General features: G+C 42.4%; 19 protein-coding genes. 12 read left to right on the plus strand and 7 right to left on the minus strand.

Going from position 1 to position 16,609, the window contains the following annotated elements; all coding sequences use genetic code 11:
* Window positions 1-56 precede the first annotated feature (56 nt).
* The 4 genes from nupO to maeN all read left to right on the plus strand — a co-directional run bounded on the left by nupO (window position 57) and on the right by maeN (window position 5,089).
* Window positions 57-1,589 carry a guanosine ABC transporter ATP-binding protein NupO gene (gene nupO, locus bslm_RS15460; protein WP_046381296.1) on the plus strand — a complete coding sequence of 511 codons (1,533 nt, stop codon included), beginning with the start codon at window positions 57-59 and terminating at the stop codon, window positions 1,587-1,589.
* Complete coding sequence (nupP, locus tag bslm_RS15465) at window positions 1,582-2,628, plus strand: guanosine ABC transporter permease NupP (protein WP_029318495.1); 1,047 nt, start codon at window positions 1,582-1,584, stop codon at window positions 2,626-2,628. Before nupO ends, nupP begins: the two co-directional genes overlap by 8 nt.
* The gene (nupQ, locus tag bslm_RS15470) at window positions 2,629-3,588 is read left to right on the plus strand and encodes a guanosine ABC transporter permease NupQ (RefSeq protein ID WP_046381297.1); all 960 of its coding nucleotides are present in this window, start codon (window positions 2,629-2,631) and stop codon (window positions 3,586-3,588) included. It abuts the gene before it with no gap.
* 154 nt (window positions 3,589-3,742) lie between these two features.
* Entirely contained in the window at window positions 3,743-5,089 is a 1,347-nt protein-coding gene (gene maeN, locus bslm_RS15475; protein WP_003244241.1) for a sodium/malate symporter MaeN, read from the plus strand.
* Between the two features lie 35 nt (window positions 5,090-5,124).
* Here the strand turns inward: maeN and bslm_RS15480 are convergent, their stop codons facing one another.
* On the minus strand, window positions 5,125-5,340 hold the full coding sequence (locus bslm_RS15480) for a hypothetical protein (RefSeq protein WP_029318493.1): 216 nt from the start codon (window positions 5,338-5,340) through the stop codon (window positions 5,125-5,127).
* Between the two features lie 230 nt (window positions 5,341-5,570).
* Between bslm_RS15480 and bslm_RS15485 the strand changes: the two genes are divergently transcribed.
* Genes bslm_RS15485 through mnhG form a run of 7 tightly spaced genes read left to right on the plus strand, consistent with a single transcriptional unit; the run spans window position 5,571 to window position 11,339 of the window.
* The gene (locus tag bslm_RS15485) at window positions 5,571-7,976 is read left to right on the plus strand and encodes a Na+/H+ antiporter subunit A (protein ID WP_046381298.1); all 2,406 of its coding nucleotides are present in this window, start codon (window positions 5,571-5,573) and stop codon (window positions 7,974-7,976) included.
* Window positions 7,969-8,400: a Na(+)/H(+) antiporter subunit B gene (locus tag bslm_RS15490; protein ID WP_038429537.1), complete on the plus strand. Its 432-nt coding sequence runs from the start codon at window positions 7,969-7,971 to the stop codon at window positions 8,398-8,400. Before bslm_RS15485 ends, bslm_RS15490 begins: the two co-directional genes overlap by 8 nt.
* On the plus strand, window positions 8,400-8,741 hold the full coding sequence (locus tag bslm_RS15495) for a Na(+)/H(+) antiporter subunit C (RefSeq protein ID WP_003220730.1): 342 nt from the start codon (window positions 8,400-8,402) through the stop codon (window positions 8,739-8,741). The genes bslm_RS15490 and bslm_RS15495 overlap by 1 nt, the downstream gene beginning before the upstream one ends.
* On the plus strand, window positions 8,734-10,215 hold the full coding sequence (locus bslm_RS15500; protein ID WP_046381299.1) for a Na+/H+ antiporter subunit D: 1,482 nt from the start codon (window positions 8,734-8,736) through the stop codon (window positions 10,213-10,215). The genes bslm_RS15495 and bslm_RS15500 overlap by 8 nt, the downstream gene beginning before the upstream one ends.
* Window positions 10,216-10,220: 5 nt before the next feature.
* Window positions 10,221-10,697 carry a Na+/H+ antiporter subunit E gene (locus tag bslm_RS15505; RefSeq protein WP_003228815.1) on the plus strand — a complete coding sequence of 159 codons (477 nt, stop codon included), beginning with the start codon at window positions 10,221-10,223 and terminating at the stop codon, window positions 10,695-10,697.
* Entirely contained in the window at window positions 10,697-10,981 is a 285-nt protein-coding gene (locus tag bslm_RS15510) for a Na(+)/H(+) antiporter subunit F1 (protein ID WP_003228814.1), read from the plus strand. The genes bslm_RS15505 and bslm_RS15510 overlap by 1 nt, the downstream gene beginning before the upstream one ends.
* On the plus strand, window positions 10,965-11,339 hold the full coding sequence (mnhG, locus tag bslm_RS15515; protein ID WP_003244302.1) for a monovalent cation/H(+) antiporter subunit G: 375 nt from the start codon (window positions 10,965-10,967) through the stop codon (window positions 11,337-11,339). Before bslm_RS15510 ends, mnhG begins: the two co-directional genes overlap by 17 nt.
* A gap of 40 nt (window positions 11,340-11,379) precedes the next feature.
* Here the strand turns inward: mnhG and bslm_RS15520 are convergent, their stop codons facing one another.
* The 6 genes from bslm_RS15520 to degQ all read right to left on the minus strand — a co-directional run bounded on the left by bslm_RS15520 (window position 11,380) and on the right by degQ (window position 16,243).
* A complete protein-coding gene (locus bslm_RS15520) occupies window positions 11,380-11,760 on the minus strand; it encodes a hotdog fold thioesterase (RefSeq protein WP_014477831.1) in 381 nt (126 codons plus the stop codon).
* Window positions 11,761-11,778: 18 nt separating this feature from the next.
* Window positions 11,779-12,423: a two-component system response regulator ComA gene (gene comA / locus bslm_RS15525; protein ID WP_003220716.1), complete on the minus strand. Its 645-nt coding sequence runs from the start codon at window positions 12,421-12,423 to the stop codon at window positions 11,779-11,781.
* Between the two features lie 80 nt (window positions 12,424-12,503).
* Window positions 12,504-14,816: a sensor histidine kinase gene (locus bslm_RS15530; protein WP_041332996.1), complete on the minus strand. Its 2,313-nt coding sequence runs from the start codon at window positions 14,814-14,816 to the stop codon at window positions 12,504-12,506.
* Window positions 14,817-14,831: 15 nt separating this feature from the next.
* Window positions 14,832-15,053, minus strand: a complete 222-nt coding sequence (gene comX, locus bslm_RS15535; protein ID WP_014480704.1) for a competence pheromone ComX — start codon at window positions 15,051-15,053, stop codon at window positions 14,832-14,834.
* A gap of 1 nt (window position 15,054) precedes the next feature.
* On the minus strand, window positions 15,055-15,918 hold the full coding sequence (locus bslm_RS15540; RefSeq protein ID WP_014480705.1) for a polyprenyl synthetase family protein: 864 nt from the start codon (window positions 15,916-15,918) through the stop codon (window positions 15,055-15,057).
* Window positions 15,919-16,102: 184 nt separating this feature from the next.
* Entirely contained in the window at window positions 16,103-16,243 is a 141-nt protein-coding gene (degQ, locus tag bslm_RS15545; RefSeq protein ID WP_003220708.1) for a degradation enzyme regulation protein DegQ, read from the minus strand.
* Window positions 16,244-16,464: 221 nt separating this feature from the next.
* Between degQ and bslm_RS21445 the strand changes: the two genes are divergently transcribed.
* Window positions 16,465-16,590 carry a hypothetical protein gene (locus bslm_RS21445; protein WP_003228793.1) on the plus strand — a complete coding sequence of 42 codons (126 nt, stop codon included), beginning with the start codon at window positions 16,465-16,467 and terminating at the stop codon, window positions 16,588-16,590.
* Window positions 16,591-16,609: the final 19 nt, after the last annotated feature.

The following is a 16,609-nucleotide window of genomic DNA, read 5'->3' on the forward strand; positions in this document are numbered from 1 at the left end:
GTCGAGCCCTTATCCCTTGTTTTTCTTTTATTTTGAAATAAAGGAGCGGTCAATCAATGGAATATGTCATTGAAATGCTCAATATCCGCAAGGAGTTTCCAGGTATCGTCGCCAATGACAATATCAATCTTCAAGTCAAAAAAGGCGAAATACACGCGTTGCTCGGTGAAAACGGAGCGGGGAAATCAACATTGATGAATGTCCTTTTCGGGCTGTATCAGTCGGAGCGGGGTGAAATTCGGGTGCGCGGCGAGAAGGTGCACATCAACAGCCCGAACAAAGCGAATGACCTTGGAATTGGAATGGTGCACCAGCACTTTATGCTTGTTGACACCTTTACAGTTGCTGAAAATATTATTCTCGGGAAGGAGCCAAAGAAGTTTGGCAGAATTGACCGGAAGCGTGCTGGCCAAGAGGTGCAGGACATTTCCGATCGATACGGCCTGCAGATCCATCCTGAAGCAAAAGCAGCTGACATATCAGTCGGTATGCAGCAGCGCGCAGAAATATTAAAAACCCTCTACCGCGGTGCCGACATTCTGATTTTTGATGAACCGACGGCTGTTTTGACGCCTCATGAAATTAAGGAACTGATGCAAATTATGAAGAACCTGGTCAAAGAAGGGAAGTCCATCATCTTAATCACCCATAAGCTGAAAGAGATTATGGAGATTTGTGACCGCGTTACGGTTATCCGTAAAGGAAAAGGCATCAAAACCCTTGATGTCCGTGATACAAACCAAGACGAACTCGCCAGTCTAATGGTCGGCCGCGAGGTATCGTTCAAAACTGAAAAGAGAGCTGCTCAGCCGGGAGCGGAAGTGCTTGCGATTGACGGCATAACTGTAAAGGATACCCGCGGAATAGAGACAGTCAGAGATTTGTCTCTTTCTGTCAAAGCGGGAGAAATAGTCGGCATAGCAGGCGTCGACGGAAACGGGCAATCAGAGCTGATCGAAGCGGTGACAGGACTCCGCAAAACAGATTCAGGAACAATCACCTTAAACGGAAAACAGATCCAAAACCTGACGCCAAGAAAAATCACTGAATCCGGGATCGGGCATATTCCTCAGGATCGCCATAAACACGGTCTCGTCCTTGATTTTCCAATCGGAGAGAATATCCTGCTGCAAAGCTATTACAAAAAGCCGTATTCAGCATTGGGCGTTTTACATAAAGGCGAAATGTACAAAAAAGCACGCAGCCTGATCAGCGAGTACGACGTCAGAACGCCGGATGAATATACACACGCTCGGGCATTGTCAGGCGGAAACCAGCAAAAAGCGATTATCGGGCGGGAAATAGACCGAAATCCTGATTTATTAATTGCCGCCCAGCCGACTCGCGGCCTTGATGTCGGAGCGATTGAATTTGTCCATAAAAAGCTCATTGAGCAGCGTGATGCCGGGAAAGCCGTTCTTCTCCTCTCGTTTGAGCTTGAAGAAATTATGAATCTCAGTGACAGAATCGCCGTTATTTTTGAAGGACGCATTATCGCCAGCGTTAATCCGCAGGAAACCACTGAACAGGAGCTTGGTCTCTTGATGGCAGGAAGCACGCAAAAGGAAGCGGGGAAAGCAAATGGTTAAACGACTCTCTCATTTACTCGTGCCGCTCATCGCAATCATACTTGGTCTTGCGGCCGGCGCGTTGATTATGCTTGTGAGCGGCTACAGTGTGGCTAGCGGATATTCGGCTTTGTGGAATGGGATATTCGGAGAAATCTATTATGTCGGAGAAACAATCCGGCAAATTACGCCTTATATTTTATCCGGATTGGCTGTCGCCTTTGCATTCCGAACCGGACTCTTTAATATCGGTGTCGAGGGACAGCTGCTCGTCGGCTGGACAGCAGCGGTTTGGGTCGGTACGGCGTTTGACGGACCGGCATATATTCACTTGCCGCTCGCATTGATTACAGCGGCAGCTGCAGGAGGATTATGGGGGTTTATTCCCGGCATTTTGAAAGCGCGATTTTACGTTCATGAAGTCATTGTCACCATTATGATGAATTATATCGCGCTGCACATGACCAATTACATCATTTCAAACGTCTTGACAGATCATCAGGACAAGACGGGGAAAATTCACGAATCCGCCTCCCTCCGCTCTCCTTTTCTTGAACAGATCACCGATTACTCACGGCTGCATTTGGGAATCATCGTTGCCCTTCTCGCAGCAGTTATCATGTGGTTTATCATCAACAAAACTACAAAAGGATTTGAGCTCCGGGCGGTCGGGTTTAACCAGCACGCTTCCCAGTATGCCGGCATGAGCGTGCGGAAGAATATCATGACCTCCATGCTTATCTCCGGCGCTTTTGCAGGCCTTGCCGGAGCCATGGAGGGGCTAGGAACATTCGAATACGCCGCAGTGAAAGGCGCATTTACCGGCGTAGGCTTTGACGGTATCGCTGTCGCTCTTCTCGGGGGAAACACAGCCATCGGCGTTGTACTGGCAGCATGCCTGCTTGGCGGGCTGAAAATCGGCGCATTAAATATGCCGATTGAATCAGGCGTTCCATCAGAGGTCGTTGATATTGTGATTGCTATTATTATTCTGTTTGTGGCTTCAAGCTATGCGATTCGTTTCGTCATGGGCAAATTGAAGAAAAAGGGGGCGAACTAAGTGGACATTGTGCAGATTTTATCTATCATTGTCCCTGCCACACTCGTCTATGCGGCCCCGCTTATTTTAACTGCTCTCGGCGGCGTGTTTTCCGAGAGATCAGGCGTTGTAAATATCGGCTTAGAAGGCCTCATGATTATCGGGGCGTTCACCAGCGTGCTATTTAATCTATTTTTAGGCCCGGAATTAGGTGCCGCCGCACCTTGGCTTTCGCTCCTTGCCGCCATGGCAGCAGGCGCCCTGTTTTCACTGATTCACGCGGCAGCGGCGATTTCGTTTCGCGCCGACCAGACAGTCAGCGGTGTCGCCATTAACATGCTGGCGCTTGGGGCAACTTTATTTATCGTCAAACTGATCTACGGCAAAGCGCAGACAGACAAAATTCCAGAGCCTTTTTATAAGACGAAAATCCCCGGTTTGGGCGATATTCCCGTCTTGGGAAAGATCCTCTTTTCGGATGTCTATTATACGTCTATTCTTGCAATAGCACTTGCCTTTATTTCCTGGTTTATCTTGTTCAAAACGCCGTTCGGCCTTCGTATCCGTTCTGTCGGTGAGCATCCGATGGCGGCCGATACGATGGGAATCAACGTATATAAAATGCGCTACGTCGGCGTGATGATCAGCGGATTGTTCGGCGGTCTCGGCGGCGGCGTATATGCCTCCACAATTGCGCTTGATTTCACGCACTCTACCATCTCCGGGCAAGGTTTTATCGCCCTGGCAGCGCTTGTATTCGGAAAATGGCATCCGATCGGAGCACTGGGGGCCGCCCTGTTTTTCGGATTCGCCCAAAGCTTAAGCATCATTGGATCGCTGCTCCCTCTTTTTAAAGACATACCAAATGTGTATATGCTGATGGCTCCTTATGTCTTAACGATTCTCGCTTTAACCGGCTTTATCGGGCGGGCAGATGCGCCAAAAGCCAATGGCGTGCCTTATATTAAAGGAAAAAGATAAAACATTCTCCCCTGGGAAGACGATTCTCAGGGTTTTTTTTCTAATCCAAAAGACCCTCTTAATTTAATTGTTTATTAGTTTTTTAACTTAAAAAAATATGAAGTGTTAACGCTTTCTTGTAGACTGTAACAAACAATACATGGGGGTGTATGACATGGGAGCAATTCCAAAAACGGGGACAATTTCACCTGAGCAAAAAGACTCACAGGAGAAAAACCTGTTTCAAAAAATTTGGTCTTGGGAAATCGGTGTGATTCCTTTGCCATTATACACAGTATTAGCTGTTATTATTATTCTTGCAGCATATTACAATGAGCTGCCGGCAAATATGCTTGGCGGGTTTGCCATCATTATGATTCTTGGTGTGTTTCTCGGAGACATAGGCCAACGCATACCGATATTGAAGGATATTGGCGGCCCTGCTATTTTATCTTTGTTTGTTCCTTCATTTTTAGTCTTTTACAATGTACTGAATTCAACATCTTTAGACGCTGTAACCAACTTGATGAAAACGTCTAACTTCCTTTATTTCTATATCGCGTGCCTTGTTGTGGGAAGTATCCTCGGTATGAACAGAATTGTTTTAATACAGGGGTTTATCAGAATGTTCGTTCCACTGGTTGCAGGAACGATCGCGGCCGTTGCAGCCGGCATCCTTGTCGGATTTATTTTTGGCTATAGTGCCTATGATTCCTTTTTCTTTGTTGTTGTCCCGATTATTGCCGGGGGAATAGGTGAAGGGATTTTGCCGCTTTCAATCGCCTATTCACAAATACTGGGCTCATCCGCCGATGTATTTGTGTCTCAGCTGGTGCCAGCCGCAATTATAGGAAACGTTTTTGCTATCATATGTGCAGCCTTAATGAAAAAGCTTGGCGACAAGCGTCCAGATCTAAATGGGAACGGACGTCTCGTAAAATCTAAAAAAGCAAATGAGATTTTCAATCAAAAAGAAGCCGAAGCAAAAATTGATTTTAAACTAATGGGAGCAGGAGTTCTGCTCGCGTGTACATTCTTTATTTTTGGCGGGTTATTGGAGAAATTCATCTTCATCCCGGGCGCGATCTTAATGATTATTTCAGCTGCGGCTGTCAAGTATGCAAATATTCTTCCGAAAAAAATGGAAGAAGGCGCTTACCAGCTTTATAAGTTTATTTCTTCAAGCTTTACATGGCCGCTGATGGTCGGTCTCGGCATCCTCTTTATTCCGTTGGATGACGTAGCGTCTGTGATTTCTATACCGTTTGTCATCATCTGTATTTCAGTTGTTATCGCGATGATTGGTTCTGGATATTTCGTAGGCAAGCTGATGAACATGTATCCGGTTGAATCCGCAATCGTTACCTGCTGCCACAGCGGTCTCGGCGGAACGGGTGATGTTGCCATTTTATCGGCATCAGGAAGAATGGGCCTTATGCCGTTTGCCCAAATTTCAACCCGTCTCGGCGGTGCAGGCACAGTTATTTGCGCGACAGTGCTGCTTCGTTTTTTCACTTCATAAACAGAAAGAGTTCCGTTTTATGCGGAACTCTTTTTTTATTTATTCACAATCCGAATATACTCTCGGGGACCAAACGGCAGATCCTTTGATTCCGTCTCACTCATTCTGGCTGACAGGTGGTGCTCCAGTAAATACAGCTCCCACTCATCACTAGCCGCCACACCGCTGCGCCCGTCATATTGATTCAACATGAATGCCCCTGCAAATACTGAGCAGAATAAACCTGAGCACATCACGACTTTTGTTTTCACATGACCAGCTCCTTTCCTTCAGCTTGATCAGGATTGATTTTAAATATACAAATAACCTCTTTTTTGTTAGACTTATTTTGAGGTCAAAAGAACTCATAAAAACCCATTACAGCAGTTCGAAGCGTGGCAGCTTGCAGAAAAGTGCGATATAATTTGGACTAGGTCGTTTGACCGTATATTTCATACATAGCGCATTTTTCAATTGAGAACGAGAAAAGGAGGTCTTATCTTTGCAGCTCTTACATCTTGCTATTTTATCGCCTTTTTTATTTGCTTTTATCATTCCCTTCTTGGCAAAATACGCAAAAAGAGTGCATACGGGCTGGTTTGTGTTGATCCTGCCCGTCTTGCTGTTTATATACTTTCTCCCAATGATCAGGATGACACAGTCTGGAGAAACACTTCGATCGGTATTAGAGTGGATTCCGTCACTCGGCATTAACTTTACCGTTTATATAGACGGCCTCGGGTTATTATTCGCTTTACTGATCACAGGCATTGGCTCTTTGGTCACTCTTTACAGCATTTTTTATTTATCGAAAGAAAAAGAACAGCTTGGGCCCTTTTATGTCTACTTATTGATGTTCATGGGCGCCATGCTCGGTGTCGTTCTAGTAGACAATGTCATGGTTCTCTACATGTTCTGGGAGCTTACAAGCCTTTCATCCTTTTTGCTGATCGGCTATTGGTATAAGCGGGAAAAGTCGCGCTATGGCGCAGCCAAATCACTTTTGATTACGGTCAGCGGCGGGCTGTGCATGCTCGGCGGATTTATTCTCCTTTATTTGATAACGGATTCCTTCAGTATTCGAGAGATGGTTCATCAGGTTCAATTAATTGCCGGCCACGAATTGTTTATCCCGGCTATGATTCTCATTTTATTAGGGGCTTTTACGAAATCAGCGCAATTTCCTTTTTACATCTGGCTCCCTGACGCGATGGAAGCTCCGACGCCTGTCAGCGCTTATCTCCATTCAGCTACTATGGTAAAAGCCGGCATTTATGTGATTGCGAGATTCAGTCCTATTTTCGCCTTTTCAGCTCAGTGGTTTTGGATCGTGTCCCTCGTTGGCCTCTTTACGATGGTTTGGGGTTCATTCCATGCCGTGAAACAAACTGATTTAAAATCGATTTTGGCGTTTTCAACCGTCAGCCAGCTCGGCATGATCATCTCCATGCTCGGAGTCAGTGCTGCGGCCCTTCATTACGGCCATACAGAATATTATACAGTTGCCGCTATGGCTGCCATTTTCCATTTAATCAACCACGCAACCTTTAAAGGAAGCTTGTTTATGGCAGTCGGGATTATCGATCACGAAACAGGCACACGGGATATCCGGAAGCTAGGCGGCCTGATGGCGATTATGCCGATTACATTTACCATTTCCTTAATCGGGACATTTTCAATGGCCGGCTTACCGCCGTTTAACGGATTTTTGAGTAAAGAAATGTTTTTCACAAGCATGCTTCGCGTGACACATTTTGACCTGTTCAACGTGCAGACATGGGGCGTTCTGTTCCCTCTTTTCGCCTGGATCGGAAGTGTATTTACGTTTATCTACAGCATGAAATTGCTGTTTAAAACATTCAGAGGAAATTACCAGCCTGAACAGCTTGAAAAACAGGCTCACGAAGCGCCTGTCGGCATGCTCGTACCACCGGTCATTCTTGTCGCTTTGGCTGTCAGTCTCTTCTTTTTCCCGAATATATTGTCGTACAGCCTGATAGAGCCTGCGATGAACTCAATCTATCCGACACTGCTTGCCGGCCATGAGAAATTCCACGTTCACATTTCACAGTGGCATGGGGTTACAACGGAATTGCTCATGACTGCGGGTATTGTTGTGATCGGAACAATTGGTTATTTGTCGCTGAATAAGTGGAAAGGAATCTATAAACTGTTTCCTTCGAAACTCACACTCAACCGGTTATACGATAAGCTTTTGACTCTGATGGAGAAAGGCTCTTACCGGGTCACAAAACAATATATGACCGGGTTTTTAAGAGATTATTTGCTGTATATCTTCGCTGGTTTCATCATTCTGATAGGCGGAGCTTTTGCCATTAAAGGCGGATTTTCATTTAAAACGGAAGGCATGGCTAAAATCGGTGTATACGAAATCATTTTGACGCTTGTCATGATCAGCGCCACAGTGGCGACTGTTTTTGCTAGGTCAAGACTGACGGCGATCATTGCACTCGGTGTTGTCGGTTATACGCTTGCATTGTTTTTTGTCATTTTCAGAGCGCCGGACTTGGCATTGACTCAGCTCGTCATTGAAACGATTTCTGTGGCACTGTTTCTGCTTTGCTTCTACCATTTGCCGAAACTGAGGCTGAAAACAAAAACGAGAACGTTCCGGATGACGAATTTTATCATTTCTTTAGGCGTCGGTGTTATCGTTACTCTGCTCGGTATCGCATCCTCAAGCCAGCGGACAAAAGACAGCATTGCGTCCTTCTTTGTCAAACATAGCCACGATCTCGGCGGAGGGGATAATGTCGTCAATGTCATTCTTGTTGATTTCAGGGGATTTGATACAATGTTTGAAATTACGGTATTAACAATAGCCGCTCTCGGCATTTACAGCATGATTAAAACAAAAGTAAAAGAGGAGGGGAAAAGCGGTGAATGAACAAAAAACAAATGACTTGATTCTTCAAACCGCGACAAAGCTTGTATCCTTTATCATTTTGCTTTTCTCTTTCTATTTATTTTTATCAGGGCATAACGCGCCCGGAGGAGGCTTTGTCGGCGGACTGATCACGTCCTCTTCCATCGTTCTCTTGCTTCTGGCATATGATTTAAAAACCGTGCGTTCCCTTTTGCCTGTCAATTTCATTTATGTCGCGGGAGCCGGCCTTCTGCTCGCTGTATTAACAGGCGTTGGCTCCTTTGTCTTTGGGTTTCCTTTTTTAACCCACACATTCGGATACTTTCAGCTGCCGATCCTTGGGAAAACGGAGCTCGCCACAGCGACGATATTTGATTTAGGCGTTTATCTTGTTGTCGTAGGCATAACGATGACCATTATTCAAACGATTGGAGAGGAAGAATAATGGAAATCTTAATGGCTGTATTAGCCGGTATTATTTTTATGGCTGCCACGTATTTGCTGCTGTCTAAAAGCCTGCTTCGCGTCATTATCGGAACAGCACTGTTAAGCCATGGCGTTCATTTAATGCTTTTAACTATGGGAGGATTAAAGAAAGGCGCTGCTCCGATTTTGAGCGAGCATGCCAAATCATTTGTCGATCCGCTTCCGCAAGCCCTGATTTTGACCGCAATTGTCATTTCTTTTGGCGTTACGTCATTCATACTCGTCATGGCCTTTCGCGCTTATCAGGAATTGAAATCGGACGATATGGATCAAATGAGGGGAAATGATCAACATGAATAATTTTGTTATTTTGCCAATCCTGATCCCGCTTTTGTCGGCTATTCTTCTGATTTTCATGACGAAGAATCTTATGCTCATGAGAATCTTCAGCACGGCGGCATCGGCCATCGGGATTGTGATTAGCGGCATACTTGTACAGACTGTCTTCACAAAAGGTATCCAGACACTCAGCCTAGGCGGATGGAAAGCGCCGTACGGCATTGTGCTTGCCGCAGACCAATTCGCCAGCCTTCTCGTTCTCACAACAGCGGTCATCGGTTTATTGGTTGGGCTTTATTCCTTCCGTTCTGTCGGTGAAAAACGGGAGCGCTCCTTTTACTACTCCGGCGTTCAGTTCTTGCTTGCCGGCGTCAGCGGAGCGTTTTTAACAGGCGATTTATTTAATATGTACGTATTTTTTGAGCTTCTGCTTATTGCTTCCTATATGCTGATTGTATTAGGCGGCACAAAAATTCAGCTGCGGGAATCCCTTAAATATATTGTGTTTAATATTGTATCGTCTGCCCTGTTTGTCATAGGGGTCGGCTTTTTATACGCTGTAACCGGTACGTTAAACATGGCGGATCTTAGCGTGAAAATCAGCGAATCAGGACAAACCGGGCTGATCACTGTGATTGGTGTCCTGCTGCTTTTGGTATTTGGCATGAAGGGCGGAATCTTCCCCCTCTACTTTTGGCTTCCAGGCTCTTATTACGCGCCACCGGCGGCAATCTCCGCGTTGTTCGGCGCTTTGCTGACAAAAGTCGGGTTATATGCGATTACGAGGGTTTTCACATTGATTTTTATTCACGATACTGCCTTTACCCATCAGCTGATGATTTGGCTGGCGGCGCTGACTGTGATTTTCGGTGTCATCGGTTCACTCGCTTATTCGAATGTCATGAAAATTGTGATCTATAACATTATTACCGCTGTCGGCGTGATTTTGTTCGGTGTGGCAGTACACACCCCCGCATCCATTCAGGGCGCGATCTACTATCTAATTCACGATATGCTGATTAAGGGCGCTTTGTTTATGCTGGCGGGTACGCTGATCGCATTGACTGGAACCGCGAGCCTGCATAAAATGGGCGGGCTGATCAAACGCTATCCTGTTCTTGGATGGATGTTTTTCATTTCCGCTATTTCTCTTGCAGGCATTCCGCCACTGAGCGGATTTGTCGGCAAATTTAAAATTGCGGAGGGCGGCTTCGCAGAAGGTGAATTTACGATATCCATGCTGATTCTGCTTTCGAGTCTGCTCGTACTGTACTCTGTGCTGAGGGTCTTTATACATGCGTTTTGGGGCGAAGAAAAAGAAACGCCAAAACCAAATCATCGAACAGCTAAAGGACTTCTTTATCCGGCAGCTATTTTTCTCTTGCTGTCTCTTCTCTTCGGGTTGGGTACAGAATGGGTGTCGCCTTACGTTGATCAAGCGGCCGAGACGCTGCTGAATCCGGAAAAATATATCGAAGCTGTTCTGAAGGAGTAGATCGCATGGCATTTCAAATTTTATTAAATGTGTTTCTCGCTTTTTGCTGGATGTTCTTGAGCAACAGTCCAAGCGCCGCAGGATTCATTACAGGCTATATTCTGGGAATGCTCTCTCTCTTTTTCTTCCGGCGCTTTTTCACTCGCCAGTTTTATCTATGGAAATTGATTTCTATCATCAAGCTCTGTTTCATTTTTATAAAGGAACTGTACCTTGCCAATGTCAGTGTGATGAAATCAGTCTTATCTCCAAAACTGAATATCAGACCGGGTATTTTTGCTTTTAAAACTGAACTGACGAAGGACTGGGAAATCACCCTGCTTTCTCTGCTCATTACATTAACGCCGGGAACCTTGGTGATGGATATTTCAGATGACAGAACAATACTTTATATTCATGCAATGGATATCGAGGATGCGGAAAAAGCGATTTTTGATATTCGGGAGTCATTTGAAAAAGCCATACAGGAGGTGAGCCGGTGATGTTTACGCTGATCCTGCAAATCGCGCTCGGCATTATGGCAGTGTCTACCTTTTTGTATGTCATTCGTGTCATTAAAGGGCCGACTGTGCCTGACCGGGTCGTGGCTCTGGATGCAATCGGCATCAATCTGATCGCAATCACGGCGCTTGTCTCCATTTTGCTGAAAACAAGTGCGTTTTTGGATATTATTTTGTTGCTGGGGATTTTATCGTTTATCGGAACGATCGCATTTTCCAAGTTCCTGGAGAAAGGAGAGATTATCGAAAATGATCGAAACCGCTAAGGTCGTTGTGGCTGTATTCATTTTGCTGGGTGCTCTAATATGCCTCATTGCTTCATTTGGCGTACTTCGCCTTCCCGATGTGTTTACACGCGCTCATGCTGCTTCTAAAGGCTCAACATTAGGTGTCAATATGATTCTGCTCGGTGTCTTCTTCTATTTGTGGTTTGTGACGGGGGAGCTCTCCGCTAAAATCCTGCTTGGGATTCTCTTTATCTTTATTACGTCGCCTATCGGCGGGCACTTGATCTGCCGTGCTGCGTATAACTCCGGCGTCAAGCTTGATGAGAGAAGCGTACAGGATGACTATAACGGAATCAGAAACTTTGTGATTAAACGAAAAGAGGATTCTTATCTATAAAAATAATAGCAGCCGGACAGGCAGAGTTCCGGCTGTTTTTTTATTTCTTGATGACAGCCAGCGTGCATCTGGATATACAGATCAGCCTCTCTTGCTCGTCATATATGTGAATGTGATAGACAATCGTCGTTCTGCCGATATGAACGGGCTCGGCTACCGCCTTTACCGTTCCTTCCTTTACAGATTTTAAATGGTTGGCGTTAATCTCCAAACCGACACAAGCCTGTGTTGAATGATCAATCAGGTTCTGTGCACCTGCGCTCGCCGCTGTTTCCGCCAGGGCCACTGAAGCGCCCCCATGCAAATATCCGAACGGCTGAACCGTCCGATGATCCACCGGCATGACCGCAACGCATCGTTCCGCTGTGTTTTCAACAATCTCTATACCAAGCGCTTCAAGCAATGTGTGTTTCGTATCCATCATCTACACCCCCAACATTTAAAGTACACCGTCTGATTTCGCAATCAAAACCGCTTCCGTCCGTGAACCGACATTCAGCTTATTGAAAATCGATGTCAAGCTGTATTCAATGGACCGCTTGCTTAAATGAAGGGCATCTGCGATTTCTTGGTTTGTAAATCCCTTTTCAACTTCTTGAAGAATCAGGCATTCTCTAGGTGTGAGCACATCTTGTTCTTTTTGAGAGGAAGGAGCCGGCTTTGTTTTTTGCTGAGTCATCAGCTGTTTAAAGTAAGCAAAATCGACTAAAATTTCTCCGTTGAGTACGTGGTATATGTATTGGGTGATCTTTTCTTTAGATTCCGTTTTGCTGATGGCACCGTGCAGACCCGCACGAATCGCTTCCTCGAAATAATCCTCGACCTCATAACCGGTATACACGATAATTTTACAATGAGGATTCTCTTGTAAAATCTGTTTAGAAAGCTCCATCCCATTGACCTCGCCGCCTAGATTCAGATCCATTAAAATGAGATCATATGACGAGAAATCATGCTGCTTGATAAACTGTTCGCTCGGTTCAGGACTGAGACAATCAACAGACAAATTCGAATCCGTTTCCAAAATTGTCTTGGTGCCTTCCATGACAGCCGGATGGTCATCAATCACTAGTATCTTTTTCATGTTTTCCTCCCTTTTACTCACTCTTTTCCATTTTATAAAAAAGACTTGGCCTGTGCCAAGTCGTTTCCGTTATAAATCCATTACAATTCGATTTCAATATCAGCCTTAAAGCCCTTTCCTTCACTTGTTTCAATCCGAAGGCGCCCATCTAAAGCCCTGACTCTCTCCTTAATGCCAGAAAGCCCCATGCTCATGGAATGCTCAGTATTCTTTTCCTGATCAAACCCTACGCCATCATCCTCATAATGAAGAACGATTTTGTTTTGAATACTGATGAGCATAATCAGCACATCCGTCGCCTGAGAGTGCTTGACCGCATTAGACAGAAACTCTTGAATGATCCGGTACAAATTCAGCTGCGAATCCAGATCAAGGGAAGCCGTAAATCTCCCGGTATTTAAACGAATATGAAACGGAACCCGCTCCTGCTGCTGCGCCACCAGCTTCGACAGCGCCTTGACCAGCCCAAGATCATACAGAAGCTGCGGCCGCAGCTCATGACACGTCTCCCTCGTCATCGAAATCACATCAGACATCTGCTCATTCATCTGTACAAGCTTGTCCTGCACCTCTTCACGGCACGGATTATCATCCTTCTTGAAATCACCCAAAAACAGCTCACACTGGCGTTTTAAGGAAATCAAATCCTGAAGAACCGAATCGTGGAGATCGCGGGCGAGATCCGAGCGTTGTTTTTCCTCGATCGTGTACATGAGTTTTTTGAGCCATACGGGGTTGGATTCTTGTTGTTTTAAATCCTCAAGATGCACCATCAATTCTTCGATTTTCATAACGTTTTCCAATGAGACATTTGTATAAAATGCTAATGTTTGAAGCCATGCAATTTCATCCCTTGTTAACTTAAAAGTATTATAACTTGAGAAACAGAGTACTAAAAATGATCTGTCTCCTCGTTCACCTATTTTAATAATAAAACCTTGTTTAAACTCTTTAATTTTACCGATATCACCAGAAAAATTTTTCACATATTGCTCATGATTTTTATAAGTCAGATCTTTAAAGTTGTTCTTACTAAGAAGGGTGATTTCCCCTTTAGAATTATCATACACGCAAGCATTATCTATGTTTAATACTTCTAGGATTGTATTTTTAAAGTGATTAAGTACTTGATCTACTGATGATGCTTGCTTAATCAACTGAGTAAATTTAAAAATCCCATCTTGATAATTAAATTTCTCTGTAAATCTTTTCAACTTGAAACGAAAATCAATGATTTCTTTAAAGTAAAAAACGGCAAACATAAGAACATATATTGCAATTGTTAGTTTAACTAAATAAAAGATATCCTTTGGTTGCTGAATGTAATTAAAGATGGTCACTACGATAATAGTAGGTGTAATGGCTAAAAAACCGTAGTACTTAAGCCGCCCCACAACAAAGTCGATATTATAAAGTCTATTAGTCATAAATTGATATACTAAAGAAAAAGGTATAACAAGTGTAAAAGCAGCCAAACTAAAAGGTGAGACATACTTCTCGAAAAACACATATGGAACAGCAAAAAAGACAATAAACGGACTGAAAGAAAAGATATTTGTATAAGCAAGGACTTTCAAAATTGACTTTTGCTCTTTTTGTTTAAATTTTCTTATCCCTTTATGGATAAGAATCGATACAGTAAGAACTAGGACAAAAAATGAAATCAAATTCAGATTAGACAAAAAAGCCGAAGATTTTAATCTATTACTCAGAACGTCCTCTAATAAAAGATTTATTAGCGGGAGCATATACATAATGATTAAAATCTTCTTTTCGAATAACTTTGTTCCTAATTCTATAAAGTATTTATATATAAAATGAATATATAACACCGGACAACTGACTAAAGTAAGAACAAGCAGATAAGTGCTTATCTCTTCACCTCTTCTTGCTCCACATGCACTTACATACGCTACTGATACAAATAACAAAAATAAAATTAAAATATAAGCAGAAGTTGATTTTCTTACTTTATTTATTCTATAAATAAAAAATATACAAAATAAACAGATTGAATAAGATATTACAGGAATGAGATACATAAATAAATTTTCTTCACTGATTAGGCTTACATTTTGTAAATGAAATGATTTATTATCTCTCTCAACAATTAAACTTTCTACATTGACCAATCTTCCACTTTTTAATTGAATATCACTGCCTTTCTCCCCATTTACTTCAAGAATGATATCTCCCTTTTTCACACATGAATAATATTCATCTGTATAATCTAAAACATTGGTGACCTCTAACTTACCCTGTTCATTTATCTTTACATCCGCACCTACGAAGATGTTAAAAGCAAAGCTATACGAGAGGTATATAACATAAATAAAACTTAAAATGATAAAAACTAGAGACAAATATTTATAGACGTTAATATATCTGTACATCACATCATCCCGTAATTAAATCAAACTTTTTCTTTTATCATCCTCAAAAAAATTACTAATAGCTTCTATTGGAGGCCACTTGCTTGTTCTTGGCACCTCTCCTTGTTCAAACGCGTATAATATTGCTTTCTTTTCTTTTTCATTTATATTTAGCAAGGTTAAGTTCCCATTCTTAAATTGATCAAACGCTTCCGGGTTGTTTACTAGATGGCTAATGATTTTATCAATATGTTTCAAATTAAATCCCCCTTAATAATTGAATAAGTAATTTATTTTTTCTTTGTTCATCTAATCTCAGTTTTTTGAATGATTCCTTAAAATTTTCCACTGCTAAATTTTTTATAACATTCAAATATTGTATTACACCTGATTCTCTTAACTTTCCCTTCAAATCTTCCAAATTATTTATCATATGATTTTCTTGCGCATAAAAATTTAATAAGTCAATTGATGATTGGTTAAATTTATTTTTAAGATAATTGAAGGCAAGCGTATGTCTAGTTTTGAAGTCATTATAGTTAGGGTAATAAAGTCCATAGTGATCATTTGCAATTTGCTCGACTATACCTAAATAACGTGAATACTCCTCAACTGTTTCATTATATTCTCCAGTTGCCAGATATACACCAAGAATACTGGGCAATGTTACCAGAGAACCCGACTTAAGTTTAATCATTTCAATATACTCTGATTCTGATGAGGCTGTTAAATTCAAATCTACATGTTGTCCTTGTAAAGATTGGAGTGAATATTGCAAAGTAAGGCTTAAAAGTTTTGGATGATTTGAGACTGAACCTATTACTTGCAGACTTAATGTATAAAGTGCGGTAGCTGCGTTAGTTGCTATAGAAGGATCTAATTTCATCCAAGAAGCCTGAAGATTGTCCTTATCCTCAATATCGTCAAAAATGTCCGCAGATAAAATTAAAAGTTCTATACCTGACGCCAATAACTCAATTGCTTTGTCGTTTTTTCCATCAAATGCTATGTAATGGTAATAAGCCAGTTCTGCAAATGAAAATTGTTTTTTTTCTTTGATAAAAGAAATGAGCTTCACTTTTAAGTCCTCATTTAAAATATTTTCATCCACAATCTCCTTCATTTTCTCCTTGATCCGGACAGAATCTAAACATATCTGCTCAATAACGACTTCCCCCCTCCCATTCCATTTTACTAAATGGGACATTTAAAGGACAGCAGGTTTTTCGTTTTTTAACAATCATATAATACTTTATCCATTTATTGTATCGGTAGAACGAAAAAAAAGACTTGTTTCCAAGTCTTTTTCACGAAATTTTCATTGCATAATTGTATTTATCGAGTTGATCAATGCTTTTGTTAATGTTTCGTAATGAATCTGTCGTTTCTTTAATATCAAGTTCGAGTCGGAATAACAATTGTTTTACTTCTTCAAGTTTCTTTTCCATCGTTTCCACACTCCTTTTTTTGAAAGATCAATGAATTGTGTATGGTGAACGAGTCCTAGGTATTTGATCTGTTACTAATAGTGTATCTGCTTTCGGCTCATTTTTCACCGAAAAGTATGCAAAAAAGTCCTGCGTGACACCGCAAATCTCAATAGGTCCTTATACTCAAAGGAATCACAACAAGAACAGGACTATCTTTCTATGTGAAAGAGCGTTTATATGTGCTGAAATTGAGAAAGATTCTTAATCTCCTTGATTTTAACGGGTTTCGCATTTTCACTAAGCAAGACTATAGTCCTTCATACCGTATTTTCAAAATTGAATATGCGATTCTTGGCGTTTCCTGACCGACAAACACCGAAAAAG

The sequence above is a fragment of the Bacillus sp. LM 4-2 genome (assembly GCF_000978495.1).
In the GTDB taxonomy this organism is placed as follows: Bacteria; Bacillota; Bacilli; order Bacillales; family Bacillaceae; genus Bacillus; species Bacillus subtilis.

Excerpts from the sequence above, each read along its gene's own strand:
- nupO (WP_046381296.1), top strand. The coding sequence starts at position 57 with ATGGAATATGTCATTGAAATGCTCAATATCCGCAAGGAGTTTCCAGGT.
- nupP (WP_029318495.1), top strand. The coding sequence starts at position 1,582 with ATGGTTAAACGACTCTCTCATTTACTCGTGCCGCTCATCGCAATCATA.
- maeN (WP_003244241.1), top strand. The coding sequence starts at position 3,743 with ATGGGAGCAATTCCAAAAACGGGGACAATTTCACCTGAGCAAAAAGAC.
- bslm_RS15495 (WP_003220730.1), top strand. The coding sequence starts at position 8,400 with ATGGAAATCTTAATGGCTGTATTAGCCGGTATTATTTTTATGGCTGCC.
- bslm_RS15500 (WP_046381299.1), top strand. The coding sequence starts at position 8,734 with ATGAATAATTTTGTTATTTTGCCAATCCTGATCCCGCTTTTGTCGGCT.
- bslm_RS15505 (WP_003228815.1), top strand. The coding sequence starts at position 10,221 with ATGGCATTTCAAATTTTATTAAATGTGTTTCTCGCTTTTTGCTGGATG.
- bslm_RS15510 (WP_003228814.1), top strand. The coding sequence starts at position 10,697 with ATGTTTACGCTGATCCTGCAAATCGCGCTCGGCATTATGGCAGTGTCT.
- mnhG (WP_003244302.1), top strand. The coding sequence starts at position 10,965 with ATGATCGAAACCGCTAAGGTCGTTGTGGCTGTATTCATTTTGCTGGGT.
- bslm_RS15520 (WP_014477831.1), bottom strand. The coding sequence starts at position 11,760 with ATGGATACGAAACACACATTGCTTGAAGCGCTTGGTATAGAGATTGTT.
- comA (WP_003220716.1), bottom strand. The coding sequence starts at position 12,423 with ATGAAAAAGATACTAGTGATTGATGACCATCCGGCTGTCATGGAAGGC.
- bslm_RS15530 (WP_041332996.1), bottom strand. The coding sequence starts at position 14,816 with ATGTACAGATATATTAACGTCTATAAATATTTGTCTCTAGTTTTTATC.
- bslm_RS15540 (WP_014480705.1), bottom strand. The coding sequence starts at position 15,918 with ATGAAGGAGATTGTGGATGAAAATATTTTAAATGAGGACTTAAAAGTG.
- degQ (WP_003220708.1), bottom strand. The coding sequence starts at position 16,243 with ATGGAAAAGAAACTTGAAGAAGTAAAACAATTGTTATTCCGACTCGAA.